Source organism: Pseudomonas sp. TMW22089 (assembly GCF_022496645.1).
GTDB classification, from domain to species: Bacteria; Pseudomonadota; Gammaproteobacteria; order Pseudomonadales; family Pseudomonadaceae; genus Aquipseudomonas; species Aquipseudomonas paraversuta.
In genome coordinates this window covers 18,397-42,848 of sequence record NZ_SCFG01000030.1, presented here as the reverse complement: position 1 = coordinate 42,848, position 24,452 = coordinate 18,397, and the positions used below count along the sequence as shown (strand labels likewise).

General features: G+C 54.8%; 36 protein-coding genes and 1 pseudogene. 2 read left to right on the top strand and 35 right to left on the bottom strand.

All coding sequences use genetic code 11. The features are described from left to right. Positions 1-268: 268 nt before the first annotated feature. A pseudogene (locus tag EQV90_RS19890) lies at positions 269-388 on the bottom strand (hypothetical protein); the annotation flags it as partial. Between the two features lie 124 nt (positions 389-512). Between EQV90_RS19890 and EQV90_RS19885 the strand changes: the two are divergent. After that, a protein-coding gene (locus EQV90_RS19885) for an IS3 family transposase (RefSeq protein WP_240878566.1) occupies positions 513-1,675 on the top strand; the annotation gives its coding sequence in 2 pieces (ribosomal slippage) (positions 513-765 and positions 765-1,675; 1,164 coding nt in all). On the opposite strand, the gene EQV90_RS19880 is transcribed toward EQV90_RS19885, so the two are convergent. The 3 genes from EQV90_RS19880 to EQV90_RS19870 all read right to left on the bottom strand — a co-directional run bounded on the left by EQV90_RS19880 (position 1,633) and on the right by EQV90_RS19870 (position 4,008). Further along, complete coding sequence (locus tag EQV90_RS19880) at positions 1,633-1,914, bottom strand: hypothetical protein (protein WP_240878565.1); 282 nt, start codon at positions 1,912-1,914, stop codon at positions 1,633-1,635. The genes EQV90_RS19885 and EQV90_RS19880 overlap by 43 nt on opposite strands. 156 nt (positions 1,915-2,070) lie before the next feature. Then, positions 2,071-2,607 (bottom strand): single-stranded DNA-binding protein, encoded by a 537-nt coding sequence (locus EQV90_RS19875; protein ID WP_003444330.1) that lies wholly within the window; start codon positions 2,605-2,607, stop codon positions 2,071-2,073. Between the two features lie 9 nt (positions 2,608-2,616). Continuing rightward, on the bottom strand, positions 2,617-4,008 hold the full coding sequence (locus tag EQV90_RS19870; RefSeq protein ID WP_003444333.1) for an MFS transporter: 1,392 nt from the start codon (positions 4,006-4,008) through the stop codon (positions 2,617-2,619). A gap of 197 nt (positions 4,009-4,205) precedes the next feature. Here EQV90_RS19870 and uvrA point away from each other — a divergent pair, with 197 nt between their 5' ends. Then, on the top strand, positions 4,206-7,040 hold the full coding sequence (gene uvrA, locus EQV90_RS19865) for an excinuclease ABC subunit UvrA (protein ID WP_003444334.1): 2,835 nt from the start codon (positions 4,206-4,208) through the stop codon (positions 7,038-7,040). Positions 7,041-7,161: 121 nt separating this feature from the next. On the opposite strand, the gene bfr is transcribed toward uvrA, so the two are convergent. The 31 genes from bfr to tuf form a co-directional block, all read right to left on the bottom strand. Further along, positions 7,162-7,626, bottom strand: coding sequence for a bacterioferritin (gene bfr / locus EQV90_RS19860; protein WP_003444336.1), 465 nt, complete (start codon positions 7,624-7,626; stop codon positions 7,162-7,164). Between the two features lie 155 nt (positions 7,627-7,781). Further along, positions 7,782-9,230, bottom strand: coding sequence for a catalase (locus tag EQV90_RS19855; RefSeq protein WP_003444355.1), 1,449 nt, complete (start codon positions 9,228-9,230; stop codon positions 7,782-7,784). 173 nt (positions 9,231-9,403) lie between these two features. Beyond that, entirely contained in the window at positions 9,404-9,790 is a 387-nt protein-coding gene (gene rplQ, locus EQV90_RS19850) for a 50S ribosomal protein L17 (RefSeq protein ID WP_003444357.1), read from the bottom strand. Between the two features lie 42 nt (positions 9,791-9,832). Then, positions 9,833-10,834 carry a DNA-directed RNA polymerase subunit alpha gene (rpoA, locus tag EQV90_RS19845; RefSeq protein WP_003176403.1) on the bottom strand — a complete coding sequence of 334 codons (1,002 nt, stop codon included), beginning with the start codon at positions 10,832-10,834 and terminating at the stop codon, positions 9,833-9,835. 22 nt (positions 10,835-10,856) lie between these two features. Next, the gene (gene rpsD / locus EQV90_RS19840) at positions 10,857-11,477 is read right to left on the bottom strand and encodes a 30S ribosomal protein S4 (RefSeq protein ID WP_003444359.1); all 621 of its coding nucleotides are present in this window, start codon (positions 11,475-11,477) and stop codon (positions 10,857-10,859) included. 18 nt (positions 11,478-11,495) lie between these two features. Continuing rightward, entirely contained in the window at positions 11,496-11,885 is a 390-nt protein-coding gene (rpsK, locus tag EQV90_RS19835) for a 30S ribosomal protein S11 (protein ID WP_002555466.1), read from the bottom strand. 30 nt (positions 11,886-11,915) lie between these two features. Continuing rightward, positions 11,916-12,272, bottom strand: coding sequence for a 30S ribosomal protein S13 (rpsM, locus tag EQV90_RS19830; protein ID WP_003444360.1), 357 nt, complete (start codon positions 12,270-12,272; stop codon positions 11,916-11,918). Positions 12,273-12,401: 129 nt separating this feature from the next. Further along, a complete protein-coding gene (gene rpmJ, locus EQV90_RS19825; RefSeq protein WP_002555468.1) occupies positions 12,402-12,518 on the bottom strand; it encodes a 50S ribosomal protein L36 in 117 nt (38 codons plus the stop codon). Positions 12,519-12,546: 28 nt separating this feature from the next. Further along, positions 12,547-13,875, bottom strand: a complete 1,329-nt coding sequence (gene secY, locus EQV90_RS19820) for a preprotein translocase subunit SecY (protein WP_003444361.1) — start codon at positions 13,873-13,875, stop codon at positions 12,547-12,549. Next, the gene (rplO, locus tag EQV90_RS19815; protein ID WP_003444362.1) at positions 13,876-14,313 is read right to left on the bottom strand and encodes a 50S ribosomal protein L15; all 438 of its coding nucleotides are present in this window, start codon (positions 14,311-14,313) and stop codon (positions 13,876-13,878) included. Positions 14,314-14,316: 3 nt separating this feature from the next. Then, positions 14,317-14,493, bottom strand: a complete 177-nt coding sequence (gene rpmD / locus EQV90_RS19810) for a 50S ribosomal protein L30 (RefSeq protein ID WP_003444363.1) — start codon at positions 14,491-14,493, stop codon at positions 14,317-14,319. A gap of 2 nt (positions 14,494-14,495) precedes the next feature. Next, positions 14,496-14,996, bottom strand: a complete 501-nt coding sequence (gene rpsE / locus EQV90_RS19805) for a 30S ribosomal protein S5 (RefSeq protein WP_003186035.1) — start codon at positions 14,994-14,996, stop codon at positions 14,496-14,498. Between the two features lie 3 nt (positions 14,997-14,999). Further along, on the bottom strand, positions 15,000-15,350 hold the full coding sequence (rplR, locus tag EQV90_RS19800; RefSeq protein WP_003444364.1) for a 50S ribosomal protein L18: 351 nt from the start codon (positions 15,348-15,350) through the stop codon (positions 15,000-15,002). Positions 15,351-15,360: 10 nt separating this feature from the next. After that, a complete protein-coding gene (gene rplF, locus EQV90_RS19795; protein ID WP_003444365.1) occupies positions 15,361-15,894 on the bottom strand; it encodes a 50S ribosomal protein L6 in 534 nt (177 codons plus the stop codon). Between the two features lie 12 nt (positions 15,895-15,906). Next, on the bottom strand, positions 15,907-16,299 hold the full coding sequence (rpsH, locus tag EQV90_RS19790) for a 30S ribosomal protein S8 (RefSeq protein ID WP_003444366.1): 393 nt from the start codon (positions 16,297-16,299) through the stop codon (positions 15,907-15,909). A 212-nt stretch (positions 16,300-16,511) separates the two neighbouring features. After that, complete coding sequence (rpsN, locus tag EQV90_RS19785) at positions 16,512-16,817, bottom strand: 30S ribosomal protein S14 (RefSeq protein ID WP_003444367.1); 306 nt, start codon at positions 16,815-16,817, stop codon at positions 16,512-16,514. 13 nt (positions 16,818-16,830) lie between these two features. Further along, a complete protein-coding gene (gene rplE / locus EQV90_RS19780; RefSeq protein WP_003444368.1) occupies positions 16,831-17,370 on the bottom strand; it encodes a 50S ribosomal protein L5 in 540 nt (179 codons plus the stop codon). Between the two features lie 22 nt (positions 17,371-17,392). Then, positions 17,393-17,707 carry a 50S ribosomal protein L24 gene (gene rplX / locus EQV90_RS19775; RefSeq protein WP_003444369.1) on the bottom strand — a complete coding sequence of 105 codons (315 nt, stop codon included), beginning with the start codon at positions 17,705-17,707 and terminating at the stop codon, positions 17,393-17,395. Positions 17,708-17,718: 11 nt separating this feature from the next. Next, positions 17,719-18,087 carry a 50S ribosomal protein L14 gene (gene rplN, locus EQV90_RS19770; RefSeq protein ID WP_002555479.1) on the bottom strand — a complete coding sequence of 123 codons (369 nt, stop codon included), beginning with the start codon at positions 18,085-18,087 and terminating at the stop codon, positions 17,719-17,721. 23 nt (positions 18,088-18,110) lie between these two features. Continuing rightward, entirely contained in the window at positions 18,111-18,377 is a 267-nt protein-coding gene (rpsQ, locus tag EQV90_RS19765) for a 30S ribosomal protein S17 (RefSeq protein ID WP_003444370.1), read from the bottom strand. A gap of 2 nt (positions 18,378-18,379) precedes the next feature. After that, positions 18,380-18,571, bottom strand: a complete 192-nt coding sequence (rpmC, locus tag EQV90_RS19760; protein ID WP_003444371.1) for a 50S ribosomal protein L29 — start codon at positions 18,569-18,571, stop codon at positions 18,380-18,382. Continuing rightward, positions 18,571-18,984 carry a 50S ribosomal protein L16 gene (rplP, locus tag EQV90_RS19755; RefSeq protein ID WP_003444372.1) on the bottom strand — a complete coding sequence of 138 codons (414 nt, stop codon included), beginning with the start codon at positions 18,982-18,984 and terminating at the stop codon, positions 18,571-18,573. Before rplP ends, rpmC begins: the two co-directional genes overlap by 1 nt. Positions 18,985-18,996: 12 nt before the next feature. Further along, entirely contained in the window at positions 18,997-19,683 is a 687-nt protein-coding gene (rpsC, locus tag EQV90_RS19750) for a 30S ribosomal protein S3 (RefSeq protein ID WP_003176422.1), read from the bottom strand. 13 nt (positions 19,684-19,696) lie between these two features. Further along, positions 19,697-20,029, bottom strand: a complete 333-nt coding sequence (gene rplV, locus EQV90_RS19745; RefSeq protein WP_003444373.1) for a 50S ribosomal protein L22 — start codon at positions 20,027-20,029, stop codon at positions 19,697-19,699. Positions 20,030-20,042: 13 nt separating this feature from the next. Beyond that, on the bottom strand, positions 20,043-20,318 hold the full coding sequence (gene rpsS / locus EQV90_RS19740; RefSeq protein WP_003232420.1) for a 30S ribosomal protein S19: 276 nt from the start codon (positions 20,316-20,318) through the stop codon (positions 20,043-20,045). Between the two features lie 16 nt (positions 20,319-20,334). Continuing rightward, positions 20,335-21,159, bottom strand: coding sequence for a 50S ribosomal protein L2 (gene rplB, locus EQV90_RS19735; RefSeq protein ID WP_003444374.1), 825 nt, complete (start codon positions 21,157-21,159; stop codon positions 20,335-20,337). Between the two features lie 14 nt (positions 21,160-21,173). Continuing rightward, complete coding sequence (rplW, locus tag EQV90_RS19730; protein WP_003444375.1) at positions 21,174-21,473, bottom strand: 50S ribosomal protein L23; 300 nt, start codon at positions 21,471-21,473, stop codon at positions 21,174-21,176. Continuing rightward, a complete protein-coding gene (rplD, locus tag EQV90_RS19725) occupies positions 21,470-22,072 on the bottom strand; it encodes a 50S ribosomal protein L4 (protein WP_003444376.1) in 603 nt (200 codons plus the stop codon). The genes rplW and rplD overlap by 4 nt, the downstream gene beginning before the upstream one ends. Before the next feature lie 12 nt (positions 22,073-22,084). Continuing rightward, complete coding sequence (rplC, locus tag EQV90_RS19720; RefSeq protein WP_003444377.1) at positions 22,085-22,720, bottom strand: 50S ribosomal protein L3; 636 nt, start codon at positions 22,718-22,720, stop codon at positions 22,085-22,087. A gap of 81 nt (positions 22,721-22,801) precedes the next feature. Further along, a complete protein-coding gene (gene rpsJ, locus EQV90_RS19715) occupies positions 22,802-23,113 on the bottom strand; it encodes a 30S ribosomal protein S10 (protein WP_003186070.1) in 312 nt (103 codons plus the stop codon). A gap of 143 nt (positions 23,114-23,256) precedes the next feature. Continuing rightward, the gene (tuf, locus tag EQV90_RS19710; protein WP_003444379.1) at positions 23,257-24,450 is read right to left on the bottom strand and encodes an elongation factor Tu; all 1,194 of its coding nucleotides are present in this window, start codon (positions 24,448-24,450) and stop codon (positions 23,257-23,259) included. Between the last annotated feature and the right edge of the window lie 2 nt (positions 24,451-24,452).

The following is a 24,452-nucleotide window of genomic DNA, read 5'->3' as shown; positions in this document are numbered from 1 at the left end:
GCGGCGTCGGCGTTCCTGGCCGAGCAGCTCGCCACCCTTATCGTTGCTGTTAGTCATAAACATACCCGTTTGCCTATCCCTTATCTTAAGGGGGGAACGGTGTCCTGTCTTTCATGGGGCTCGTTCAGTCAGCACCCAAAATCTTCCCTCCTTACGCGCAAAGCGAATGTCGGACGTCCGTATGAGATGTCCATCTGCGAACCGCCCATAGCTTCTGTACCAGGCGATAGAAGGTCATGAGATCAAGCATCGAGGCCTCATCCACGACGATGATTGGCGCCGCCCCCATTTCCTTATCCGTCACCTTCCTCAAAAAGCCAGCAATTGTAGTTGCATCGCCACTGGTGGCTTCAATCATCCGTGCCGTCGCTCGACCTGACAGAGCCATCTGATACCGAGGACGACCCGTTGTGTCGAGTGCTTTGTACAGTGCCTTCAGGACGGTGGTTGTAGTGGTCTAATGAAACCGGACACTCATTTAGGCGAGAATGCTCGCCAGAACGAGGTGTCAGATGACCAAACAACGCCGTACCTTTTCCCCTGAATTCAAACGCGAGGCTGCCGACCTCGTTCTCAAGCAGGATTACAGCTTCATTGAGGCCAGCCGCTCGCTTGGTGTCGGCGAGTCGGCTTTGCGCCGATGGGTCGACCAGGTGCAGCAAGAACGCATGGGCGTCACCCCGCAGAGCAAAGCGCTGACCCCGGAGCAGCAGAAAATCCAAGAGCTGGAAGCCCGAATTACTCGCCTTGAGCGGGAAAAATCGATCTTAAAAAAGGCCACCGCGCTCTTGATGTCGGAAGATCTCGAGCGTTCGCGCTGATTGACCAGTTGAGCATCCACGAGCCGGTTGATTGGCTGTGCAAGGTGTTTGAAGTGACCCGCTCGTGCTACTACGCTCGGCGTCTCAGGCGCCGCACACCGGATGTAGAACGCCTTCGATTGCGCAGTCGGGTGAGCGAGTTGTTCACCCAAGGCCGCAGTGCTCCCGGTAGCCGTAGCATCATGGCCATGATGCAGGACGACGGCGAGCAGATCGGGCGATTCAAGGTACGCAGCCTGATGCGCGAGCTGGAGTTTGTCAGCAAACAACCGGGATCGCATGCTTACAAAAAGGCGACGGTCGAGCGGCCCGACATCCCTAATATTTTGAACCGAGAGTTTGATGTGCTCGCTCCTGACCACGTCTGGTGTGGCGATATCACTTACATCTGGGCTCAAGGGAAATGGCAGTATCTGGCGGTTGTGCTAGATCTTTTTGCCCGCCGTGTTGTGGGTTGGGCGTTGTCGGGAAAGCCGGATGCCGACTTGGTCATCAAGGCCTTGGACATGGCTTACGAGCAGCGAGGGAAGCCTCAGGTTTTGCTGTTCCACTCCGACCAGGGCTCGCAATATGGAAGCCGGAGTTTTCGCCAGCGCCTTTGGCGATATCGCATGCGTCAGAGCATGAGCCGGCGAGGAAATTGTTGGGATAATGCGCCGATGGAGCGGGTGTTCAGGAGCCTGAAAACTGAGTGGATACCGACCATGGGCTACGCGACAGTCCAACAAGCTCAGCGGGATATCAGCTATTTTTTGATGCACCGGTACAACTGGATTCGACCGCACCAATTTAATGGTGGGCTGCCACCGGCTCAGGCCGAGAAAAAACTTAACGTCGTGTCCGGGATTAGTTGACCACTACATCCTGACGAGAACAACACTTCAAGATTTATGCCTTGATCCGTCTGCCAGGCATACAGCACTTTGAGTGCCGTCAACGATGCCTGCACGGTCGATACCGAGGCACCGACGGCACGGACCTGGGTGGTGATAAACAGAGAGGGGTAGTACAGGGGAATGCCGGTCTGCGCATTGACCAACAGCTTGTGCCGCTCGCCTTGTCGAAACTGAAGGTGTCTAGTCGCTAATGTCATCAGGATCGCTCCTTGAAAACTTTACATTTCTCAAGGTAGTGCACAATCTTGAAAACCAGCAAATCAAGGATAAAAACTTTACGGCGAAAACCATAAAAAAAGCCCCTAAGGAGGGGCTTTTCAGCAGATTTTTTACATTAATGTCTCAGGTAATTCTCAGAACGGGATATCGTCATCAAAGCTGTCGAAGTCCGGTGCAGGTTGAGGTGCCTGCTGCTGCGGCGCTGGGCGCGACTGCTGCTGTTGAGGCTGTTGCTGCTGCGGCGCAGGGCGTTGAGCCTGCTGACGCGGTGCAGACTGCTGTGGCTGGTAGTTGTTACCACCGCCCTGGTTTTGTTGGTCGCCCTGCGGACGGCCGCCCAGCAGTTGCATGGTGCCTTGCATGTCGACCACGATTTCGGTGGTGTAACGCTTGATACCGTCTTTTTCCCACTCACGGGTTTGCAGCTTGCCTTCGATGTACACCTGCGAACCCTTGCGCAGGTATTCGCCAGCGATCTCGGCAACCTTGCCGAACATCGATACACGGTGCCATTCAGTCTTTTCGACTTTCTGGCCGGTTTGCTTGTCGGTCCACTGTTCGCTGGTTGCCAGACTCAGGTTGGTCACGGCATTACCGTTAGGCAAGTAGCGAACTTCGGGATCCTGGCCGCACGTGCCGACCAATATAACTTTGTTAACCCCACGGGCCATAACGTTCTCCTAGGCTTCGCACGTCGGCGCTGGGTTAACCAACTGCTCGAGTGTCGCGCGATCCAATAGTTCGGTGTCCAATTTGATATAAATGGCAGCCTCTTGTGCTACCACCACTGCATCTGTAACGCCTGTAACAGCCTTTAAACGCTCGGCCAGACCTGCTTCGCGAAGCGCTTCAGGCGATAGCGGCAAGCGCAAGCTTGTCACATAAGGCGGTTCACGCATGGTAACAGCAAAGACCAGCCAGAGTGCAGCCAGACCTGCGCATCCAAGGAACACAACCGACAAACCGCCATGCTGAAATAACCAGCCGCCGAGTATGCCGCCCAGTGCCGAACCGAGGAACTGGCTGGTGGAATAAACCCCCATCGCCGTACCCTTGCCACCCGCCGGAGATACCTTGCTGATCAACGAAGGCAATGAAGCTTCGAGCAGGTTGAACGCGGTGAAAAACACCACGGTACCTATCACCAACGCCCGCAAGCTGTCGCCGAACTTCCAGAAGAATAGCTCAGTGAGCATCAACGTCACGACGGCGCCGAGTAAAACTCGTTTCATTTTGCGTTTCTTTTCGCCGTAGATGATGAACGGAATCATGGCGAAGAAAGAAATCAGCAAGGCAGTCAGGTACACCCACCAATGTTGCTCTTTGGGCAGGCCGGCTTTTTCGACCAGCGCCAGCGGCAATGCGATGAAACTCGACATCAGCATGGCGTGCAGTACGAAAATTCCCAGGTCCAGACGCAGCAGGTCAGGGTGCCGCAAGGTCGGCAGCAATGCCTGCCTGGCAACCCCCGACTCGCGATGCTGCAAGGTACCGGTTGAGCGCGGCACCATGAACATGACGATGACGATCCCGACCAGCGCCATGCCGCCGGTGGCCAGGAACAGGCCCGACAACCCGAAGGCCCGGGTTAACAACGGGCCTACGACCATCGCCACCGCAAACGACAAGCCAATGGTCATGCCGATCATGGCCATGGCTTTGGTGCGGTGCTGTTCGCGAGTGAGGTCTGAAAGCAACGCCATTACGGCGGCAGAGATTGCGCCTGCACCCTGCAGGATCCGACCGGCAATGACGCCCCAGATCGAGTCCGAGTTGGCTGCCAGCACACTACCGAGGGCGAAGACGATCAACCCAAGGTAAATAACCGGACGCCGACCAATACGGTCAGAAATAACCCCGAAAGGAATCTGAAAAATTGCCTGAGTCAGGCCGTATGCGCCTATGGCCAGGCCGATCAGGGCTGGCGTCGCACCGGCGAGGTCCATCCCATAGGTCGCCAGAACCGGCAACACCATAAACATGCCAAGCATACGGAAGGCGAACACAAGGGCCAGACCGCTTGCTGCCCGGGTCTCGCTACCACTCATGCGGTCGCTGTGGGGATCGTGCATGGAATAACCTCATGTGAACCGGCGGCGATTCTACCAGTCCCATCGAGTAACAGCACACACACGAGAGAGGCGCGACGCTTTGTCACGTAAAAGTTATAAAGGCTCATTAATACCAACATGCCATTAAGAGCCTGCACAGCTTTCGTACAGATCCGTATACTCATTCGTTTACGTTATGCCCGCCAAGCGAGGCCGCAGTGGACAAGATCCTGATACGTGGGGCACGAACCCACAACCTGAAGAACATCGACCTGACCCTGCCCAGGGACAAGCTGATCGTCATCACCGGACTGTCTGGCTCCGGCAAATCATCCCTGGCGTTTGATACGCTGTACGCTGAAGGCCAACGCCGTTATGTCGAGTCGCTGTCGGCCTATGCCCGGCAGTTCTTGTCGATGATGGAAAAGCCTGACGTCGATACCATCGAAGGTCTGTCACCGGCGATATCCATCGAGCAGAAATCAACATCGCATAACCCGCGCTCCACTGTCGGCACCATCACCGAAATTTATGATTACCTGCGCCTGCTATATGCCCGCGTAGGCATCCCCCGCTGCCCCGATCACGACATCCCGCTTGAAGCCCAAACCGTCAGCCAAATGGTCGACCTGGTACTGGCGCAGCCGGAAGGCAGCAAGCTGATGCTCCTGGCCCCCGTGATTCGCGAGCGCAAAGGTGAACACCTTTCGGTTTTTGAAGAGCTGCGCGCTCAAGGTTTCGTGCGGGCCCGGGTCAATGGCAGACTCTGCGAACTGGACGAGCTGCCCAAGCTCGACAAGCAGAAGAAGCACACTATTGATGTAGTGGTTGACCGCTTCAAGGTTCGCCCTGACCTGCAACAGCGCCTGGCCGAGTCATTCGAGACCGCGCTGAAGCTGGCCGACGGCATTGCTCTGGTTGCACCTATGGACGACGAGCCGGGCGAAGAGATGATCTTCTCCGCGCGCTTCGCCTGCCCGATCTGCGGCCATGCCATCAGCGAACTTGAGCCCAAACTGTTTTCCTTCAACAACCCTGCCGGGGCGTGTCCGACCTGTGACGGTTTGGGGGTCAAGCAGTTTTTCGATATCAAACGCCTGGTCAATGGCGAGCTGACGCTGGCCGAAGGCGCCATACGCGGCTGGGACCGGCGTAACGTTTATTACTTCCAGATGCTCGGGGCGCTGGCCAAGCATTACGACTTCAGTCTGGAAGTGCCCTTCGGTGAACTGCCGGCCGACAAGCAAAAAGTCATTTTGTATGGCAGCGGCACCCATAACGTTGATTTCCGCTATCTGAATGATCGGGGCGATATCGTCAAGCGCTCGCACCCGTTTGAAGGCATCGTGCCCAACCTGGAGCGCCGCTATCGCGAAACCGAATCGGCCACTGTGCGCGAAGAGCTGGCCAAGTTCCTGAGCACTCAGTCTTGCCCGGATTGCCGCGGTACCCGCCTGCGTCGCGAAGCCCGTCACGTCTGGGTCGGCGAGAAAACCCTGCCGGCCGTGACCAATATGCCGATCGGGGATGCAACCGAGTATTTCAGCACCCTGAGCCTGACCGGGCGCCGCGGGGAAATCGCCGACAAGATCCTCAAGGAAATTCGCGAACGCCTGCAGTTTTTGGTGAACGTGGGCCTGGACTATCTGTCGCTGGATCGCAGTGCTGACACCCTGTCTGGCGGTGAGGCGCAACGTATCCGTCTGGCCAGCCAGATCGGCGCAGGTCTGGTCGGGGTGCTGTACATCCTCGACGAACCCTCCATCGGTCTGCATCAGCGCGATAACGATCGCCTGCTCGGCACCCTCAAGCATCTGCGCGACATCGGCAACACAGTGATTGTGGTGGAGCATGACGAGGATGCGATTCGTCTGGCGGACTATGTGGTTGATATCGGCCCGGGCGCCGGGGTGCATGGCGGACACATCGTTGCCCAAGGCACGCCTGCCGAGGTGATGGCGCATCCGGATTCGCTGACCGGCAAGTACCTGTCGGGCCGTGTGAAAATTCCCGTGCCGGCCAAGCGTACGCCGCGTAACAAGAAGATGACGCTGTCGCTCAAGGGCGCCCGCGGCAACAACTTGCGCAACGTGGATCTGGAAATCCCTCTGGGGCTGCTGACCTGTGTGACCGGGGTTTCGGGTTCGGGCAAGTCGACGCTGATCAACAACACGCTCTACCCGCTCAGTGCTACCGCCCTGAATGGCGCGACCACCCTGGAGGCCGCGGCGCACGACAGCATCAAAGGCCTTGAGCATCTGGACAAGGTGGTCGATATCGACCAGAGCCCGATCGGTCGTACCCCTCGTTCCAACCCGGCAACGTACACCGGGCTGTTCACGCCTATCCGCGAGTTGTTTTCCGGCGTACCGGAATCCCGCTCCCGGGGCTACGGGCCAGGGCGTTTCTCCTTCAACGTGAAGGGCGGACGCTGCGAGGCATGTCAGGGCGATGGCCTGATCAAGGTGGAAATGCACTTTCTGCCCGACATCTATGTTCCTTGTGACGTGTGCAAGAGCAAGCGCTACAACCGTGAAACCCTTGAAATCAAATACAAGGGCAAGAGCATTCACGAAGTGCTGGAGATGACGATCGAAGAAGCCCGTGTGTTCTTCGACGCGGTGCCTGCGCTGGCGCGCAAGCTGCAGACACTGATGGATGTAGGTCTGTCGTACATCAAGCTGGGGCAGTCCGCCACGACGCTGTCAGGCGGCGAGGCGCAACGGGTCAAACTGTCCCGCGAGCTGTCCAAGCGCGATACCGGCAAGACCCTGTATATCCTCGATGAACCTACAACAGGCCTGCACTTTGCTGACATCCAGCAATTGCTGGATGTGCTGCATCGACTACGAGACCACGGCAATACGGTGGTGGTGATCGAACACAACCTGGACGTCATCAAGACTGCTGACTGGCTGGTGGATCTTGGGCCAGAAGGCGGCTCCAAAGGTGGGCAGATCATAGCGGTCGGCACACCGGAAGACGTGGCTGAGATGGCGCAATCCCATACAGGCTTCTATTTGAAGCCGCTGCTGATCCGCGACAGGGATTAAATCCCGGGCATGAAAAAGCCCCTGCCATTGTGAAGTGGCAGGGGCTTTTTCATGGGTCAGACTTCTGCTCGCAATCTTTTAACGGCTCGCGGGCAAGTGCGCGCCTACAGATCGAGGTCGGTCAAAACTGCGATTGCAGGTAGTTCTGCAGGCCGATGGCCTTGATCAGGCCCAACTGCTTTTCCAGCCAGTAGGTGTGATCTTCTTCAGTGTCTGCCAGCTGAATGCGCAACATGTCGCGACTCACATAGTCCTTGTGCTGCTCGCACAGAGCGATGCCCTTACAGAGCGCTGCACGAACCTTGTACTCAAGACGCAAGTCGGCAGCAAACATCTCAGGCACTGTGGTACCGACATCCAGATCATCCGGGCGCATGCGCGGAGTGCCTTCGAGCATCAGAATCCGGCGCATCAACGCATCAGCGTGTTGTGCCTCTTCTTCCATTTCGTGGTTGATACGTTCGTACAGCTTGGCAAAGCCCCAGTCCTCGTACATACGGGAATGGACAAAGTATTGGTCACGTGCAGCCAGCTCGCCGGTGAGCAACGTGTTGAGATAATCGATTACGTCCGGGTGCCCTTGCATCGCCGCACATCTCCCTGCTTGAAAGACTGTAGTTTGAACCAAGCTGACCGGGAGGTCACGACTCAATCGCTATAAAATCCTGCATTTGTAGAGAAAACAGAGCTAAATAACGCAAAAACCGCCCAATTGAGGGCGGTTCTGCTTCTCACTTAGACTTACTTAGCCTTTACACCCAGTGCTTTGGCAACACCGTCACCGTAAGCCTGATCGGCGTTGTAGAAATGCTGCAGCTGACGCTGCACAACATCTGGCGTAACCCCGTCCATGGCGCCTGCAATATTGTTTATCAGCAGGGTTTTCTGCTGGTCATTCATCAGACGGAACAGCGCACCGGCATGGCTGTAGTAATCGCTGTCAACCCGATGATCGTAACGATCGGCCGCGCCACTCAGGGCCAAAGGCGGCTCTGCATACTGCGGCGCCTGCTTGGGTGCATCGGCATAGCTGTTGGGTTCATAGTTGGGTGCAGCGCCACCGTTGTTGCCAAAAGCCATCGAGCCATCGCGCTGGTAGTTATGCACAGGCACCCGCGCAGCGTTGATCGGCAAGTGCTGGTGGTTGGTGCCTATACGGTAACGATGGGCATCCGCGTAAGCGAACACACGGCCTTGCAGCATGCGATCTGGCGACAGACCGACACCCGGAACCATGTTGCTTGGACCAAATGCAGCCTGCTCCACCTCGGCAAAGTAGTTAAGCGGATTGCGATTCAACTCCAGCTCGCCAATTTCAATCAGCGGGAACTCTTTCTGCGACCAGGTTTTGGTCACGTCAAACGGGTTTTCGTAGTGGGCCGCAGCCTGGGCTTCAGTCATGACTTGCATGCATACGCGCCATTTCGGGAAGTCGCCCCGCTCGATTGCATCAAACAGATCACGCTGCGCGTAGTCCGGATCACTGCCTGCAAGACGCTCGGCTTCCGCTGGCGGCAGGTTCTTGATGCCTTGCATGGTTTTATAGTGCCATTTGACCCAGTGACGCTCACCGGCCGCATTGATCAGGCTGTAGGTGTGGCTGCCGAACCCGTGCATGTGGCGATAGCCATCCGGGATGCCACGATCGGAAAACAGGATGGTGACCTGGTGCAGGGATTCAGGGGAATGCGACCAGAAATCCCACATCATCTGTGCACTTTTCAGATTGCTCTGCGGAAGGCGTTTTTGGGTGTGGATAAAGTCAGGAAACTTCAACGGATCACGAATGAAGAATACCGGGGTGTTGTTACCCACGATGTCCCAGTTGCCTTCTTCGGTATAGAACTTGAGGGCAAAACCACGTGGATCACGGGCAGTGTCTGCCGAGCCGCGCTCGCCGCCTACGGTAGAGAAACGCAGAAAGGTCGGGGTTTGCTTGCCTACGGTATCGAACAGCTTGGCGCTGCTGAGTTGAGCCATGTCACGGGTCAGCGTGAAGGTGCCATGTGCACCCGAACCCTTGGCGTGGACACGACGCTCCGGAATGTTTTCACGGTTGAAGTGAGCAAGCTTTTCGATCAGATGAAAATCATCGAGCAACAATGGGCCACGGGGGCCAGCAGAACGAGAATTCTGGTTGTCAGCAACTGGAGCGCCGCTGGCGGTCGTAAGCGTTTTGGTCTGGCTCATGCTTTTGCTTCCTCAGTAAGTCTTTGTACTGCCGGCTAATCGGCTGAGGAGGAGTATTGACCATGAACTCTACGCGGGCAAATTCATTAATTGATCGCGATCAATAGAAAATAATAATTAATCAGACACAAAAAACCGGGCACTAGGCCCGGTTCTTTGTAGAGACTGACGTCTTACTCAGCGGATACAGCTTCACCGCCAACTGGACGATCAACCAACTCGACGTACGCCATAGGCGCGTTGTCGCCAGCACGGAAACCGCACTTGAGGATGCGCAGGTAGCCACCCTCACGAGTTGCATAACGCTTGCCCAGATCGTTGAACAGCTTACCAACGATGGCTTTCGAACGCGTACGGTCGAATGCCAGACGGCGGTTAGCCAGACAATCATTCTTGGCCAGAGTAATCAGCGGCTCAGCAACGCGACGCAATTCTTTGGCTTTCGGCAGAGTCGTTTTGATCAGCTCGTGCTCAAACAACGACACTGCCATGTTTTGAAACATAGCCTTGCGGTGGGAGCTAGTGCGGCTCAGGTGACGACCACTTTTACGATGACGCATGGTTCATTCCTTACCAAACACAACGTTCGGTGATTACGACGATCAGGCAGTCGCCTTGTCGTCCTTCTTAAGACTTGCAGGCGGCCAGTTGTCGAGGCGCATGCCGAGGGACAGACCACGGGAGGCCAGAACGTCCTTGATTTCAGTCAAGGATTTCTTGCCCAGGTTCGGAGTCTTCAACAGTTCTACTTCGGTGCGCTGAATCAGGTCACCGATGTAGTAAATGTTCTCCGCCTTAAGGCAGTTGGCCGAACGCACGGTCAGTTCCAGATCGTCAACCGGACGAAGCAGGATCGGATCGATCTCGTCTTCCTGTTCGATAACCACTGGTTCGCTGTCACCTTTGAGGTCGACGAATGCAGCCAACTGCTGTTGCAGGATGGTTGCAGCACGACGAATAGCCTCTTCAGGATCCAGTGTACCGTTGGTCTCCAGATCAATAACCAGCTTGTCCAGGTTAGTACGCTGTTCGACACGGGCGTTTTCCACCACGTATGCGATACGGCGAACCGGGCTGAACGAAGAGTCAAGCTGCAAGCGACCAATGCTGCGGCTTTCGTCTTCATCGCTCTGACGCGAGTCTGCTGGTTCATAACCACGACCACGAGCTACAGTGAGCTTCATGTTCAAGGCGCCGTTAGACGCCAGGTTGGCGATTACGTGATCGGGATTAACGATCTCGACATCATGATCCAGCTGAATATCGGCAGCGGTAACCACCCCCGAACCCTTCTTCGACAAGGTCAGCGTAACTTCGTCACGGCCGTGCAGCTTGATAGCCAGACCTTTAAGGTTCAACAGGATTTCAATTACGTCTTCCTGTACACCTTCGATGGCGCTGTACTCGTGGAGCACACCATCAATCTCGGCCTCGACTACTGCACAGCCTGGCATTGAGGACAACAGGATGCGTCGCAGCGCGTTGCCCAGGGTGTGGCCAAAACCACGCTCGAGAGGCTCGAGTGTGATTTTAGCGCGGGTTGGACTGACAACTTGCACATCAATATGGCGAGGTGTCAGGAACTCATTTACCGAAATCTGCATGGATGCACCTATTTTCTAGCCCTTACTTGGAGTAGAGCTCGACAATCAGGCTTTCGTTGATGTCGGCGGACAGATCACTGCGAGCAGGAACGTTCTTGAAAACGCCCGACTTCTTCTCAGTGTCTACTTCTACCCATTCTACGCGGCCACGTTGGGCACACAGATCGAGAGCTTGGACAATGCGAAGCTGGTTCTTTGCTTTCTCGCGGATAGCGACCACGTCACCAGCACGTACCTGGTAAGACGGAACGTTAACGGTCTGACCGTTTACGCTGATCGACTTGTGCGATACCAACTGACGGGATTCGGCACGAGTAGAACCGAAACCCATACGGTATACGACGTTATCCAGGCGGCATTCGAGCAGTTGCAACAGGTTTTCGCCAGTTGCACCTTTCTTGCCAGCAGCTTGTTTGTAGTAGCCGCTGAACTGACGCTCGAGAACGCCGTAGATACGACGGACCTTCTGCTTTTCACGCAGTTGGGTGCCGTAGTCGGATTGGCGACCGCGGCGTTGGCCGTGGATGCCTGGAGCAGCTTCAATATTGCACTTCGATTCGATAGCGCGCACACCACTCTTCAAGAAGAGATCGGTGCCTTCACGACGTGCCAGTTTGCATTTTGGACCAATGTAACGAGCCATTCTTTACAGTCTCCTGGATTACACGCGGCGCTTCTTCGGCGGACGGCACCCGTTGTGCGGGATTGGCGTCACGTCGGTGATGCTGGCGATCTTATAGCCACAGCCGTTCAAAGCACGGACAGCGGACTCACGACCTGGACCTGGACCTTTAACGTTAACGTCAAGGTTTTTCAGGCCATATTCCAGCGCAGCTTGACCAGCACGTTCAGCAGCTACTTGAGCAGCGAACGGGGTGGACTTGCGAGAACCGCGGAAACCCGAACCACCGGAGGTAGCCCAAGAAAGCGCGTTACCCTGACGGTCGGTGATGGTCACGATTGTGTTGTTGAAAGACGCGTGGATGTGGGCGATGCCATCAACCACTGTCTTTTTGACTTTTTTACGAGGACGAGCAGCAGGTTTTGCCATGACTAAATTCCTGTCGATTCGCTGGTGCGATTACTTGCGGATCGGCTTACGCGGACCTTTGCGAGTACGCGCGTTGGTCTTGGTACGCTGACCGCGTACTGGAAGACCACGACGATGGCGCAGACCGCGGTAGCAGCCCAAATCCATCAAGCGTTTGATTTTCATGTTGACTTCACGACGCAGGTCACCTTCAGTGGTGAACTTTGCCACTTCGCCACGCAGCAACTCAATCTGCTCGTCGCTCAGATCTTTGATCTTAGCGGCTGGGTTTACCCCAGTCTCTGCGCAAATTTTCTGCGCAGTAGTGCGACCAACACCAAAGATGTAGGTCAGCGAGATAACAGTGTGCTTGTTATCTGGAATGTTAACGCCTGCAATACGGGCCATTCAGTGGGACTCCAATTGACAGCTACCTACGCCCCGGAAGCCAAGAAATAGGGCGCGAGATAATATCGCTGTAATAACAAATAATCAACCCAGCAGCGCACTAGCTGCTGGGCTTCAAACAGATCACACTCAGCCTTGGCGCTGTTTGTGACGTGGTTCCGCGCTGCAAATTACCCGAACAACACCTTCGCGGCGAATAATCTTGCAGTTGCGGCACAGCTTTTTCACCGATGCACGAACTTTCATCACCAACTCCTCTCACCTTATGGGTACTTCAGCGAAGCATGCCGCTGCCGTAGCCCTTCAGGTTGGCTTTCTTCATCAGGGATTCGTACTGGTGCGAAACGAGGTGCGATTGTACTTGGGACATGAAGTCCATAACAACCACGACCACGATCAGCAACGAGGTCCCGCCAAGGTAGAACGGAACGTTTGCCGCAACCACCAGGAACTGGGGCAACAGACATACGGCCGTCATATAAAGAGCACCGAACAGAGTCAAACGAGTCAAAACGCCATCAATATAGCGCGCCGACTGCTCACCTGGACGGATACCCGGAATAAAGGCACCGGACTTCTTCAGGTTTTCCGCTACGTCTTTCGGATTGAACATCAACGCCGTATAGAAGAAGCAGAAGAAAATAATCCCTGCACTAAACAGCAGAATATTCAACGGCTGACCAGGAGCGATCGACTGCGAGATGTCCTGCAACCAGCCCATACCTTCAGACTGACCGAACCAGGCACCCAGCGAAGCCGGGAACAGCAAAATGCTGCTCGCAAAAATAGCCGGAATAACACCGGCCATATTCACTTTCAGCGGTAGGTGGCTAGTCTGCGCAGCAAACACCTTGCGGCCCTGCTGACGCTTGGCGTAGTGAACAGCAATACGACGCTGACCACGCTCAATGAACACCACGAAACCGATAATCGCTACTGCCAGCAAACCGATAGCAACCAGAGCGAAGATATTGATATCGCCCTGACGCGCAGACTCGAAAGACTGCCCAATTGCTCTCGGAAGACCGGCGACGATACCCGAAAAAATCAACATCGAGATACCGTTGCCAACACCACGCTCAGTAATCTGCTCACCCAGCCACATCATGAACATTGCACCAGCCACAAAAGTGGTTACTGCAACGAAATGGAAGCCCAGGTCACCAGTGAACGCTACGCCTTGCCCTGCCAGACCTATGGACATGCCAATAGCCTGAACAAGAGCAAGAGCGACAGTGAGGTAGCGGGTGTACTGGCTTATCTTGCGACGACCAGCTTCACCTTCCTTCTTCAACTGCTCCAGCTGCGGGCTGACAGCGGACATAAGCTGCATGATGATCGATGCCGAAATGTACGGCATGATCCCCAGCGCAAAAATACTCATCCGCTCCAGCGCGCCGCCGGAAAACATGTTGAACAAGCTAAGAATGGTCCCCTCATTCTGTCGAAACAGGTCCGCCAACCGGTCCGGGTTAATACCTGGAACTGGGATGTGTGCGCCTATTCGGTAGACGATAATCGCCAGGAATAGAAAACGCAGACGAGCCCAGAGCTCGGATAACCCGCCTTTGCTGAGCGCTGAGAGAGCACCTTGCTTAGCCATTTATTCCTCGAACTTGCCGCCAGCTGCTTCGATAGCCGAACGCGCACCTTTGGTGGCGCCGATTCCCTTGCCGATTGTGACAGCGCGAGTAACTTCACCGGACAGCATGATTTTCACACGCAGTACGTTGACGTTGATCACGTTGGCATCTTTCAGGGTCTGCACAGTAACGATGTCGCCTTCCACTTTAGCCAGCTCGGACAAACGCACTTCTGCGCGATCCATGGCTTTCAGGGAAACGAAACCGAACTTAGGCAGACGGCGATGCAGCGGCTGTTGACCGCCTTCAAAGCCTGGAGCAATTGTGCCACCGGAACGGGAGGACTGACCTTTGTGACCACGGCCACCAGTCTTACCCAAACCGCTACCGATACCACGGCCCGGACGATGCTTTTCGCGACGGGAACCCGGCGCTGGACTCAGATCATTGAGTTTCATCGATTAACCCTCTACACGCAGCATGTAGTAAGCCTTGTTGATCATCCCGCGATTCTCGGGAGTATCAAGTACTTCTACAGTGTGACCGATGCGACGCAGACCCAGACCCTTAATGCACAGTTTGTGATTAGGGATGCGGCCGGTCATGCTTTTGATCAGCGTTACTTTAACGGTAGCCATGATCAGAAGATCTCCTTAACGCTTTTGCCACGCTTAGCGGCAATAGACTCAGGAGACTGCATAGCCTTCAAACCCTTGAAAGTGGCGTGAACCACGTTTACCGGGTTAGTCGAGCCGTAGCACTTGGCCAGAACGTTCTGAACGCCAGCAACTTCGAGGACAGCACGCATAGCGCCGCCAGCGATGATACCGGTACCTTCAGAAGCAGGCTGCATGTACACCTTCGAAGCGCCATGAGCGGACTTCATTGCGTACTGCAGAGTTGTGCCGTTCAGGTCAACTTGGATCATGTTGCGGCGAGCAGCTTCCATTGCCTTCTGGATCGCAGCAGGCACTTCACGTGACTTGCCACGGCCGAAGCCAACGCGCCCTTTACCATCACCAACCACGGTCAACGCGGTGAAAGTGAAGATACGGCCGCCTTTAACGGTTTTGGCTACGCGGTTAACTTGAACCAGCTTCTCAATGTAGCCTTCGTCGCGCTTTTGGTCGTTATTTGACATAACTTAGAACTCCAGCCCAGCTTCACGAGCAGCCTCAGCCAGCGCTTTCACGCGGCCGTGGTACTTGAAGCCAGAGCGGTCGAAAGCCACCTGCGAGACGCCAGCGGCTTTTGCACGCGTAGCGACCAGCTGGCCAACCTTTGTGGCCGCGTCGATGTTGCCAGTAGCAGCATCACGCAGTTCTTTGTCCAAAGTCGAGGCACTTGCCAGGACTTTGCTGCCGTCGGCCGAGATGACCTGGGCGTATATATGCTGCGACGAGCGGAACACGCAGAGACGCACGACTTCGAGTTCGTGCATTTTCAGACGTGCTTTGCGAGCGCGACGCAGGCGAGTAACTTTTTTGTCGGTCATTTGCTATGCCCTACTTCTTCTTGGCTTCTTTACGACGGACGACTTCGTCCGCGTAACGTACACCCTTACCTTTATAAGGCTCTGGCGGACGGAAACCGCGGATCTCAGCGGCCACCTGACCTACCAGCTGCTTATCAATACCCCGGATCAGGATATCGGTTTGGCTAGGAGTCTCAGCGGTGATGCCTTCCGGCAGTTCGTAATCCACTGGGTGCGAGAAGCCAAGAGCCAGGTTCAGCACTGTGCCTTTTGCTTGCGCTTTGTAACCAACACCGACCAGCTGGAGCTTGCGCTCGAAGCCTTGGCTTACGCCTTGGACCATGTTGTTTACCAACGCACGAGTGGTACCAGCCATTGCGCGAGTTTGTTGATCGCCATTGCGAGCAGCGAAACGCAGCTCACCAGCTTCTTCAACGATCTCAACGGACGAATGGATGTTCAGTTCTAGAGTGCCCTTGGCACCCTTCACCGAAAGCTGTTGGCCGGCGAATTTTACTTCGACACCAGCTGGCAGCTTAACGGGGTTCTTAGCGACGCGTGACATGCTTATCCCCCCTTAGAACACAGTGCAAAGAACTTCGCCGCCGACACCGGCAGCGCGCGCAGCACGATCCGTCATCACACCTTTGCTGGTGGAGACGATAGACACACCAAGACCGCCACGAACTTTCGGCAGATCTTCGGAGGACTTGTACTGACGCAGGCCTGGACGGCTAACGCGCTTCACTTCTTCGATAACCGAACGGCCTTCGAAGTATTTCAGCTCGATAGACAGCAGTGGTTTGATTTCGCTGCTGATCTGATAATCCGCGATGTAACCTTCGTCTTTGAGAACTTTGGCTACAGCTACCTTCAACGTGGAAGATGGCATGCTTACGACGGACTTTTCAGCCATCTGGGCATTACGGATTCGAGTTAGCATGTCCGCTAACGGGTCCTGCATACTCATGGGCTAGACGCTCCTGTTACAAAAATAATTAGCCTCGCGGCTACATCTGTCGCCGAGTGACTCAATGCTTAAAAAGCACGGGCTCAGGCGAGCCGGTCATTCTAGACACACGCCAGAAATGAATCAAGCCCCAATAGGGGCTTGATTCATATTCAAGGTCACCGACTGTCAGGATCTTGCGATCCTGACAGTGACAACTTTGCCTGTACGCCTTACCAGCTGGCTTTAACCAGACCTGGTACGTCACCGCGCATTGCTGCTTCACGCAATTTGTTACGGCCAAGGCCGAACTTGCGGTAAACACCATGCGGACGACCAGTCAGGCGGCAGCGGTTACGCATGCGCGCAGCGCTTGCGTCACGTGGCTGCTTCTGCAGAGCTACCTGAGCTTCCCAACGTGCTTCTGGACTTGCGTTCAGATCCACAATGATGGCTTTCAGTGCTGCACGCTTCTTGGCGAACTTGGCAACCGTGAGCTGACGCTTCAGCTCGCGGTTTTTCATGCTCATCTTGGCCATTTTCCTACTCCAATCAGTTGCGGAACGGGAATTTGAAAGCACGCAACAAGGCGCGACCTTCATCATCTGTCCGAGCAGTGGTGGTCAGGGTAATGTCCAGACCGCGAAGGGCATCGATCTTGTCGTAGTCGATTTCCGGGAAGATGATCTGCTCTTTCACGCCCATGCTGTAGTTACCACGACCATCGAAGGACTTGGCATTCAGGCCGCGGAAGTCGCGTACCCGAGGCAGGGAGATCGACAGCAGACGATCCAGGAATTCGTACATACGCTCACGGCGCAGAGTAACTTTAACGCCGATCGGCCAGCCTTCGCGAACTTTAAAGCCTGCGATGGACTTGCGAGCGTAGGTCACAACACATTTTTGACCCGTGATCTTTTCCAAATCAGCTACAGCGTGCTCGATGATTTTCTTATCACCGATCGCTTCGCCCAAACCCATGTTCAGGGTGATTTTGGTAACGCGCGGAACTTCCATCACGTTCGAAAGCTTAAGTTCTTCCTTAAGTTTCGGAGCGATTTCCTTCCGGTAAATCTCTTTTAGTCGTGCCATGGTCTTATCTACCTAGCAGTGTTCAAGCATCAACCGCTTTTTGGGTCGACTTGAAGACACGAATTTTCTTGCCTTCTTCTACTTTGAAACCAACGCGGTCAGCCTTGTTGGTTTCGCCGTTGAAGATGGCGACGTTAGAAGCGTCCAGTGGAGCTTCTTTTTCGACGATACCGCCTTGCACGCCCGACATAGGGTTAGGCTTGGTATGACGCTTAACCAGGTTCAGACCGCCAATAACCAAACGGTTGTTAGCGAGAACCTTAAGCACCTTACCGCGCTTACCTTTGTCTTTGCCGGCGATCACGATGATCTCGTCGTCACGACGAATCTTTTGCATGTCGGATCTCCTTACAGCACTTCTGGGGCGAGCGAGACGATCTTCATGAACTTCTCAGTACGAAGTTCACGGGTCACTGGCCCAAAGATACGGGTGCCGATCGGCTCTTGCTTGTTGTTCAGAAGAACAGCAGCGTTGCCATCAAAGCGGATAATGGAGCCATCAGCACGACGTACGCCGTGACGAGTGCGGACTACAACAGCAGTCATCACTTGGCCTTTTTTCACTTTACCGCGAGGAATTGCTTCCTTCACGGTAACTTTGATGATGTCACCGATACCAGCGTAACGACGATGGGAGCCACCCAGCACCTTGATGCACATAACGCGGCGTGCGCCGCTGTTATCGGCCACATCGAGCATGGATTGAGTCTGAATCATATAATTTCTCCGACCCCTAGTCCTTAGACTTCCACAGCGCGTTCGAGAATATCAACCAATGCCCAAGACTTGGTCTTGGCCAGCGGACGAGTTTCACGAATAGTGACCTTGTCGCCGATGTGGCACTGATTGGTTTCGTCGTGCGCGTGCAGCTTAGTCGAACGCTTAACATATTTACCGTAGATCGGGTGCTTAACGCGACGCTCGATCAGTACGGTGATGGTCTTGTCCATCTTGTCGCTGACAACACGGCCAGTCAGCGTACGGACAGTTTTTTCGGCTTCAGCCATGATTACTTACCTGCCTGCTGTTTGAGCACAGTCTTCACGCGAGCGATGTCACGCTTAACTTGCGAGAGCAGATGCGACTGCCCCAACTGGCCAGTTGCTTTCTGCATGCGCAGATTGAACTGGTCGCGCAGCAAGCCGAGCAGTTGCTCGTTCAGCTGCTGTGCGGATTTTTCACGAAGTTCATTCGCTTTCATCACATCACCGTCCGTTTAACAAAGGAGGTGGCGAGCGGCAGCTTTGCAGCAGCCAGGGCGAAAGCCTCACGCGCCAGCTCTTCAGTAACACCCTCGATTTCATACAGGACTTTGCCTGGCTGAATCTGGGCAACCCAATATTCCACGTTACCCTTACCTTTACCCATCCGAACTTCGAGTGGCTTTTTGGTTACAGGCTTGTCCGGGAATACACGGATCCAGATCTTACCGCCACGCTTAACGTGACGGGTCAGTGCACGACGCGCTGATTCGATCTGACGAGCGGTGAGACGACCACGAGCAACAGACTTCAGCGCATATTCGCCGAAGCTGACTTTGCTACCGCGCAATGCCAAGCCACGGTTGTGGCCTGTCATCTGCTTGCGGAACTTCGTACGCTTAGGTTGTAACATTTGGCGTACCCCTTACTTAGCAGCTTTTTTACGAGGCGCTGGTGCTTGTGGCTTCAGTTCTTCTTGGCGACCACCAATTACTTCGCCTTTGAAGATCCAAACCTTTACACCGATCACACCGTAAGTGGTGTGAGCTTCGTAGTTGGCATAGTCGATGTCGGCACGCAGGGTGTGCAGTGGCACACGACCTTCGCGATACCATTCAGTACGTGCGATTTCAGCACCGCCGAGACGACCGCTCACTTGGATTTTGATGCCTTTGGCACCAATGCGCATAGCGTTCTGTACAGCGCGTTTCATCGCGCGACGGAACATTACACGACGCTCCAGCTGCTGAGCTACGCTCTGCGCAACCAGCATACCGTCGAGTTCCGGCTTGCGGATCTCTTCGATATTGATGTGCACAGGCACACCCATTTGCTTGGTCAGGTCCTGACGCAGTTTCTCAACATCTTCACCTTTCTTCCCGATAACGATACCAGGACGAGCAGTGTGGATGGTGATACGTGCAGTCTGAGCCGGACGATGGATATCGATACGGCTTACGGACGCGCTTTTTAGTTTGTCTTGGAGGTATTCACGCACCTTCAGATCAGCGAACAAATAGTCCGCATAAGTCCGGCCGTCTGCGTACCAGACGGAGGTGTGCTCCTTGACGATTCCCAGGCGAATGCCAATGGGATGTACTTTCTGACCCATCTCTTCGACTCCGTTACTTGTCAGCAACCTTGACAGTGATATGGCAAGACCGCTTGACGATGCGATCAGCGCGGCCTTTGGCACGCGGCATGATGCGCTTCAGCGAACGCCCTTCGTTGACGAAAACGGTAGCGACTTTAAGGTCGTCAACGTCTGCGCCTTCGTTATGCTCGGCGTTGGCTACGGCCGACTCCAGCACTTTCTTGATGATCTCGGCGGCTTTCTTGTTGCTGAAAGCCAACAGGTTGAGCGCTTCGCCCACCTTCTTCCCGCGGATCTGGTCGGCGACCAAGCGGGCTTTCTGGGCGGAGATTCGAGCGCCCGACAACTTAGCGGCTACTTCCATCGTTCCTTACCCCTTAACGCTTGGCTTTCTTGTCTGCCACGTGCCCACGATAAGTGCGGGTACCGGCAAACTCGCCTAGTTTATGGCCAACCATGTCTTCGTTCACAAGAACTGGGACATGAAGACGACCGTTATGCACAGCGATGGTCAGACCGACCATTTGTGGCAGGATCATAGAACGGCGCGACCAGGTTTTCACCGGTTTGCGATCGTTCTTTTCCGCCGCCACTTCGATCTTCTTCAGTAGGTGAAGATCAATAAAAGGACCTTTTTTCAGAGAACGTGGCACTGTCGTATCCCTCTATTTACTTGCGACGACGGACGATCATTTTGTCGGTACGCTTATTACCACGAGTCTTCGCGCCCTTAGTCGGGAAGCCCCATGGCGATACCGGATGACGACCACCAGAGGTACGACCTTCACCACCACCATGTGGGTGGTCAACCGGGTTCATGGCAACACCACGAACGGTTGGGCGAACGCCACGCCAGCGTTTGGCACCAGCTTTACCCAGGGAACGCAGGCTGTGCTCGGAGTTCGAGACTTCGCCAAGCGTTGCACGGCATTCAGCCAATACTTTACGCATTTCACCAGAGCGCAGACGCAGGGTCACATAGACACCATCACGAGCGACCAGCTGAGCCGAAGCACCAGCGGAACGTGCGATTTGCGCGCCTTTACCCGGCTTCAATTCGATGCCGTGTACGGTGCTACCAACTGGAATGTTGCGCAGTTGCAGAGCGTTGCCCGGCTTGATCGGTGCCAAAGCACCTGCGATCAGCTGGTCACCGGCACTCACGCCTTTAGGGGCGATGATGTAGCGGCGCTCGCCGTCTGCGTACAACATAAGAGCAATGTGAGCAGTACGGTTTGGATCGTATTCGATACGCTCAACAGTGGCTGGAATGCCATCTTTGTCGTTGCGACGGAAGTCGACCAAACGATAATGCTGCTTATGACCACCACCGATGTGACGCGTGGTAATACGGCCATTGTTGTTACGACCACCAGTCTTCGATTTCTTCTCGAGCAGCGGTGCGTGAGGAGCGCCTTTATGCAGCTCCTGGTTGACCACCTTGACCACATGACGGCGGCCAGGGGAAGTCGGTTTGCATTTAACGATTGCCATGATGCACCCCTTCCTTACTCAGCACTGCTGCTGAAATCGAGATCTTGGCCTGGCTGAAGGGAGATTACTGCCTTCTTCCAGTCATTACGCTTGCCCACGCCGCGAGCGGTGCGCTTGCTTTTACCCAGAACATTCAGGGTAGTAACACGCTCAACTTTCACGCTGAACAGGCTTTCGACGGCCTTCTTGATTTCCAGCTTGGTTGCATCAGTAGCAACCTTGAAAACGAACTGGCCTTTCTTGTCTGCCAGAACCGTAGCCTTCTCGGAAACGTGCGGGCCAAGCAGAACTTTAAATACGCGTTCCTGGTTCATCCCAGCAGCTCCTCGAATTTCTTCACGGCCGACACGGTGATCAACACCTTGTCGTATGCGATCAGACTAACTGGATCGGAACCTTGCACGTCACGTACATCAACGTGTGGCAGGTTGCGAGCAGCCAGGTACAGGTTCTGATCAACAACTTCGGACACGATCAGGACGTCTGTCAGACCCATGCCATTCAGTTTGTTCAGCAGATCTTTGGTCTTCGGTGCTTCAACTGCGAAGTCCTGAACCACGATCAGACGATCAGTACGAACCAGTTCAGCAAGGATGGAACGCATTGCTGCGCGGTACATCTTCTTGTTGAGCTTCTGAGAGTGATCCTGTGGACGAGCTGCGAAAGTGGTACCGCCGCCACGCCAGATTGGGCTACGGATAGTACCGGCACGAGCACGGCCAGTACCTTTCTGACGCCATGGGCGCTTACCGCCACCACGAACATCGGAACGGGTCTTTTGCTGCTTGCTACCTTGACGGCCGCCGGCCATGTAGGCCACGACTGCTTGGTGAACCAGCGTCTCGTTGAACTCGCCGCCAAATGTCAGTTCGGAAACTTCGATCGCTTGAGCGTCATTTACGTTTAATTGCATGTCAGCTTCCCCTTAACCGCGAGCCTTGGCCGCCGGACGTACAACCAGGTTGCCGCCAGTAGCGCCAGGAACAGCACCTTTGACCAACAACAGATTGCGTTCAGCGTCGACGCGCACTACTTCGAGGGACTGCACGGTCACGCGCTCAGCGCCCATATGACCGGACATTTTTTTGCCCTTGAATACACGACCAGGAGTCTGGCACTGGCCAATAGAGCCCGGGACGCGGTGGGAAACGGAGTTACCGTGAGTGTTATCTTGGCCACGGAAATTCCAACGCTTGATCGTACCCTGGAAGCCTTTACCTTTGGACTGACCGGTCACATCGACCATCTGACCTGCGGTGAAGATTTCAGCGTTGATCAGATCGCCTGCCTGGTACTCGCCTTCTTCAAGGCGGAATTCCATTACGGTACGACCAGCTGCAACGTTTGCTTTAGCGAAGTGACCCGCTTGAGCAGCAGTTACACGCGAAGCGCGACGCTCGCCGACAGTGACTTGCACTGCACGATAGCCATCGGTTTCTTCAGTTTTGAACTGGGTGACGCGATTCGGTTCGATCTCAATGACCGTGACCGGAATGGAGACACCTTCTTCGGTGAAAATACGGGTCATACCGCATTTACGACCGACTACACCAATAGTCATGTTGTAAACCTCATGAGTGTACGGGGCTTTCACCCGCTATGGCCGCCCATTTCAGAGCGTTACACGACTAAGACCCAAGTCTTAGCCGAGGCTGATCTGCACTTCCACACCGGCCGCAAGATCAAGCTTCATAAGTGCATCAACGGTTTTATCCGTTGGCTGGACGATGTCCAGTACGCGCTTATGAGTACGGATCTCGTACTGGTCACGCGCGTCTTTGTTGACGTGCGGGGAGACCAGAACGGTGAACCGCTCTTTACGGGTAGGCAGTGGAATTGGACCACGCACTTGAGCACCAGTACGTTTCGCGGTTTCCACGATTTCCTGGGTTGATTGGTCGATCAGGCGATGGTCAAAAGCCTTCAACCTGATACGGATTTGCTGATTTTGCATTGGATTTCAGACTCCAGATTGCTATTCCCACCGAGCGCAATACGCCCGTTAAAAGGAGGCGCAATTCTATAGACGACCCCAGTAGGTGTCAACTCAATAAAAAAAGCCCCCGCTGAGCGGGGGCTTTTTCAGGCAATCATCACTTACGCGATGATTTTGGCTACAACGCCAGCGCCAACGGTACGACCGCCTTCACGGATTGCGAAACGCAGACCGTCTTCCATTGCGATGGTTTTGATCAGGGTGACAACCATTTTGATGTTGTCGCCTGGCATTACCATTTCAACGCCTTCCGGCAGTTCGCAGTTACCGGTCACGTCAGTGGTCCGGAAGTAGAACTGTGGACGGTAGCCTTTGAAGAACGGAGTGTGACGACCGCCTTCTTCTTTGCTCAACACGTACACTTCAGCTTCGAAGGTAGTGTGTGGCTTAACCGAACCCGGCTTAACCAGAACCTGGCCACGCTCTACGTCGTCACGCTTGGTGCCGCGCAGCAGCACGCCGCAGTTCTCGCCAGCACGACCTTCGTCGAGCAGCTTACGGAACATTTCAACGCCGGTGCAGGTGGTAACAGTAGTGTCACGCAGACCAACGATTTCCAGCGGATCTTGAACGCGAACGATACCGCGCTCGATACGACCAGTTACAACAGTACCGCGACCCGAAATCGAGAATACGTCTTCGATTGGCATCAGGAACGGCTTGTCGATAACACGAACTGGATCCGGAATGTAAGTATCCAGAGTTTCAACCAGTTTACGAACGGCAGTGGTGCCCATTTCGTTGTCGTCTTTGCCTTCCAGCGCCATACGAGCAGAACCGATGATGATCGGAGTGTCGTCGCCCGGGAAGTCGTAAGTGCTCAGCAGATCGCGCACTTCCATCTCAACCAGTTCCAGCAGCTCAGCGTCGTCTACCAGGTCAGCCTTGTTCAGGAAGACCACGATGTACGGAACGCCAACCTGACGGGACAGCAGGATGTGCTCACGAGTTTGTGGCATCGGACCATCAGCGGCCGAACAAACCAGGATCGCGCCGTCCATCTGGGCAGCACCGGTGATCATGTTCTTCACATAGTCAGCGTGACCTGGGCAGTCAACGTGAGCGTAGTGACGGATCAGCGAGTTGTATTCAACGTGCGCAGTGTTGATGGTGATACCACGAGCTTTTTCTTCTGGCGCGCTGTCGATTTTATCGAAGTCAACGATGGCCGAACCGAAAATCTCGGAGCAAACACGAGTCAGAGCTGCGGTCAGCGTGGTTTTACCATGGTCAACGTGACCGATAGTGCCAACGTTGACGTGCGGTAGGGAACGATCAAATTTTTCTTTAGCCACGA

Coding starts and splice junctions, on each gene's coding strand:
- EQV90_RS19880 (WP_240878565.1), bottom strand. CDS start 1,914: ATGACATTAGCGACTAGACACCTTCAGTTTCGACAAGGCGAGCGGCAC.
- EQV90_RS19875 (WP_003444330.1), bottom strand. CDS start 2,607: ATGGCCCGTGGGGTTAACAAAGTTATATTGGTCGGCACGTGCGGCCAG.
- EQV90_RS19870 (WP_003444333.1), bottom strand. CDS start 4,008: ATGCACGATCCCCACAGCGACCGCATGAGTGGTAGCGAGACCCGGGCA.
- bfr (WP_003444336.1), bottom strand. CDS start 7,626: ATGCAAGGGCACCCGGACGTAATCGATTATCTCAACACGTTGCTCACC.
- EQV90_RS19855 (WP_003444355.1), bottom strand. CDS start 9,230: ATGAGCCAGACCAAAACGCTTACGACCGCCAGCGGCGCTCCAGTTGCT.
- rplQ (WP_003444357.1), bottom strand. CDS start 9,790: ATGCGTCATCGTAAAAGTGGTCGTCACCTGAGCCGCACTAGCTCCCAC.
- rpoA (WP_003176403.1), bottom strand. CDS start 10,834: ATGCAGATTTCGGTAAATGAGTTCCTGACACCTCGCCATATTGATGTG.
- rpsD (WP_003444359.1), bottom strand. CDS start 11,477: ATGGCTCGTTACATTGGTCCAAAATGCAAACTGGCACGTCGTGAAGGC.
- rpsK (WP_002555466.1), bottom strand. CDS start 11,885: ATGGCAAAACCTGCTGCTCGTCCTCGTAAAAAAGTCAAAAAGACAGTG.
- rpsM (WP_003444360.1), bottom strand. CDS start 12,272: ATGGCCCGTATTGCAGGCGTTAACATTCCAGATAACAAGCACACTGTT.
- rpmJ (WP_002555468.1), bottom strand. CDS start 12,518: ATGAAAGTTCGTGCATCGGTGAAAAAGCTGTGCCGCAACTGCAAGATT.
- secY (WP_003444361.1), bottom strand. CDS start 13,875: ATGGCTAAGCAAGGTGCTCTCTCAGCGCTCAGCAAAGGCGGGTTATCC.
- rplO (WP_003444362.1), bottom strand. CDS start 14,313: ATGAAACTCAATGATCTGAGTCCAGCGCCGGGTTCCCGTCGCGAAAAG.
- rpmD (WP_003444363.1), bottom strand. CDS start 14,493: ATGGCTACCGTTAAAGTAACGCTGATCAAAAGCATGACCGGCCGCATC.
- rpsE (WP_003186035.1), bottom strand. CDS start 14,996: ATGTCAAATAACGACCAAAAGCGCGACGAAGGCTACATTGAGAAGCTG.
- rplR (WP_003444364.1), bottom strand. CDS start 15,350: ATGACCGACAAAAAAGTTACTCGCCTGCGTCGCGCTCGCAAAGCACGT.
- rplF (WP_003444365.1), bottom strand. CDS start 15,894: ATGTCACGCGTCGCTAAGAACCCCGTTAAGCTGCCAGCTGGTGTCGAA.
- rpsH (WP_003444366.1), bottom strand. CDS start 16,299: ATGAGTATGCAGGACCCGTTAGCGGACATGCTAACTCGAATCCGTAAT.
- rpsN (WP_003444367.1), bottom strand. CDS start 16,817: ATGGCCAAGATGAGCATGAAAAACCGCGAGCTGAAGCGTCAGCTCACG.
- rplE (WP_003444368.1), bottom strand. CDS start 17,370: ATGGCACGACTAAAAGAGATTTACCGGAAGGAAATCGCTCCGAAACTT.
- rplX (WP_003444369.1), bottom strand. CDS start 17,707: ATGCAAAAGATTCGTCGTGACGACGAGATCATCGTGATCGCCGGCAAA.
- rplN (WP_002555479.1), bottom strand. CDS start 18,087: ATGATTCAGACTCAATCCATGCTCGATGTGGCCGATAACAGCGGCGCA.
- rpsQ (WP_003444370.1), bottom strand. CDS start 18,377: ATGGCTGAAGCCGAAAAAACTGTCCGTACGCTGACTGGCCGTGTTGTC.
- rpmC (WP_003444371.1), bottom strand. CDS start 18,571: ATGAAAGCGAATGAACTTCGTGAAAAATCCGCACAGCAGCTGAACGAG.
- rplP (WP_003444372.1), bottom strand. CDS start 18,984: ATGTTACAACCTAAGCGTACGAAGTTCCGCAAGCAGATGACAGGCCAC.
- rpsC (WP_003176422.1), bottom strand. CDS start 19,683: ATGGGTCAGAAAGTACATCCCATTGGCATTCGCCTGGGAATCGTCAAG.
- rplV (WP_003444373.1), bottom strand. CDS start 20,029: ATGGAAGTAGCCGCTAAGTTGTCGGGCGCTCGAATCTCCGCCCAGAAA.
- rplB (WP_003444374.1), bottom strand. CDS start 21,159: ATGGCAATCGTTAAATGCAAACCGACTTCCCCTGGCCGCCGTCATGTG.
- rplW (WP_003444375.1), bottom strand. CDS start 21,473: ATGAACCAGGAACGCGTATTTAAAGTTCTGCTTGGCCCGCACGTTTCC.
- rplD (WP_003444376.1), bottom strand. CDS start 22,072: ATGCAATTAAACGTAAATGACGCTCAAGCGATCGAAGTTTCCGAACTG.
- rplC (WP_003444377.1), bottom strand. CDS start 22,720: ATGACTATTGGTGTAGTCGGTCGTAAATGCGGTATGACCCGTATTTTC.
- rpsJ (WP_003186070.1), bottom strand. CDS start 23,113: ATGCAAAATCAGCAAATCCGTATCAGGTTGAAGGCTTTTGACCATCGC.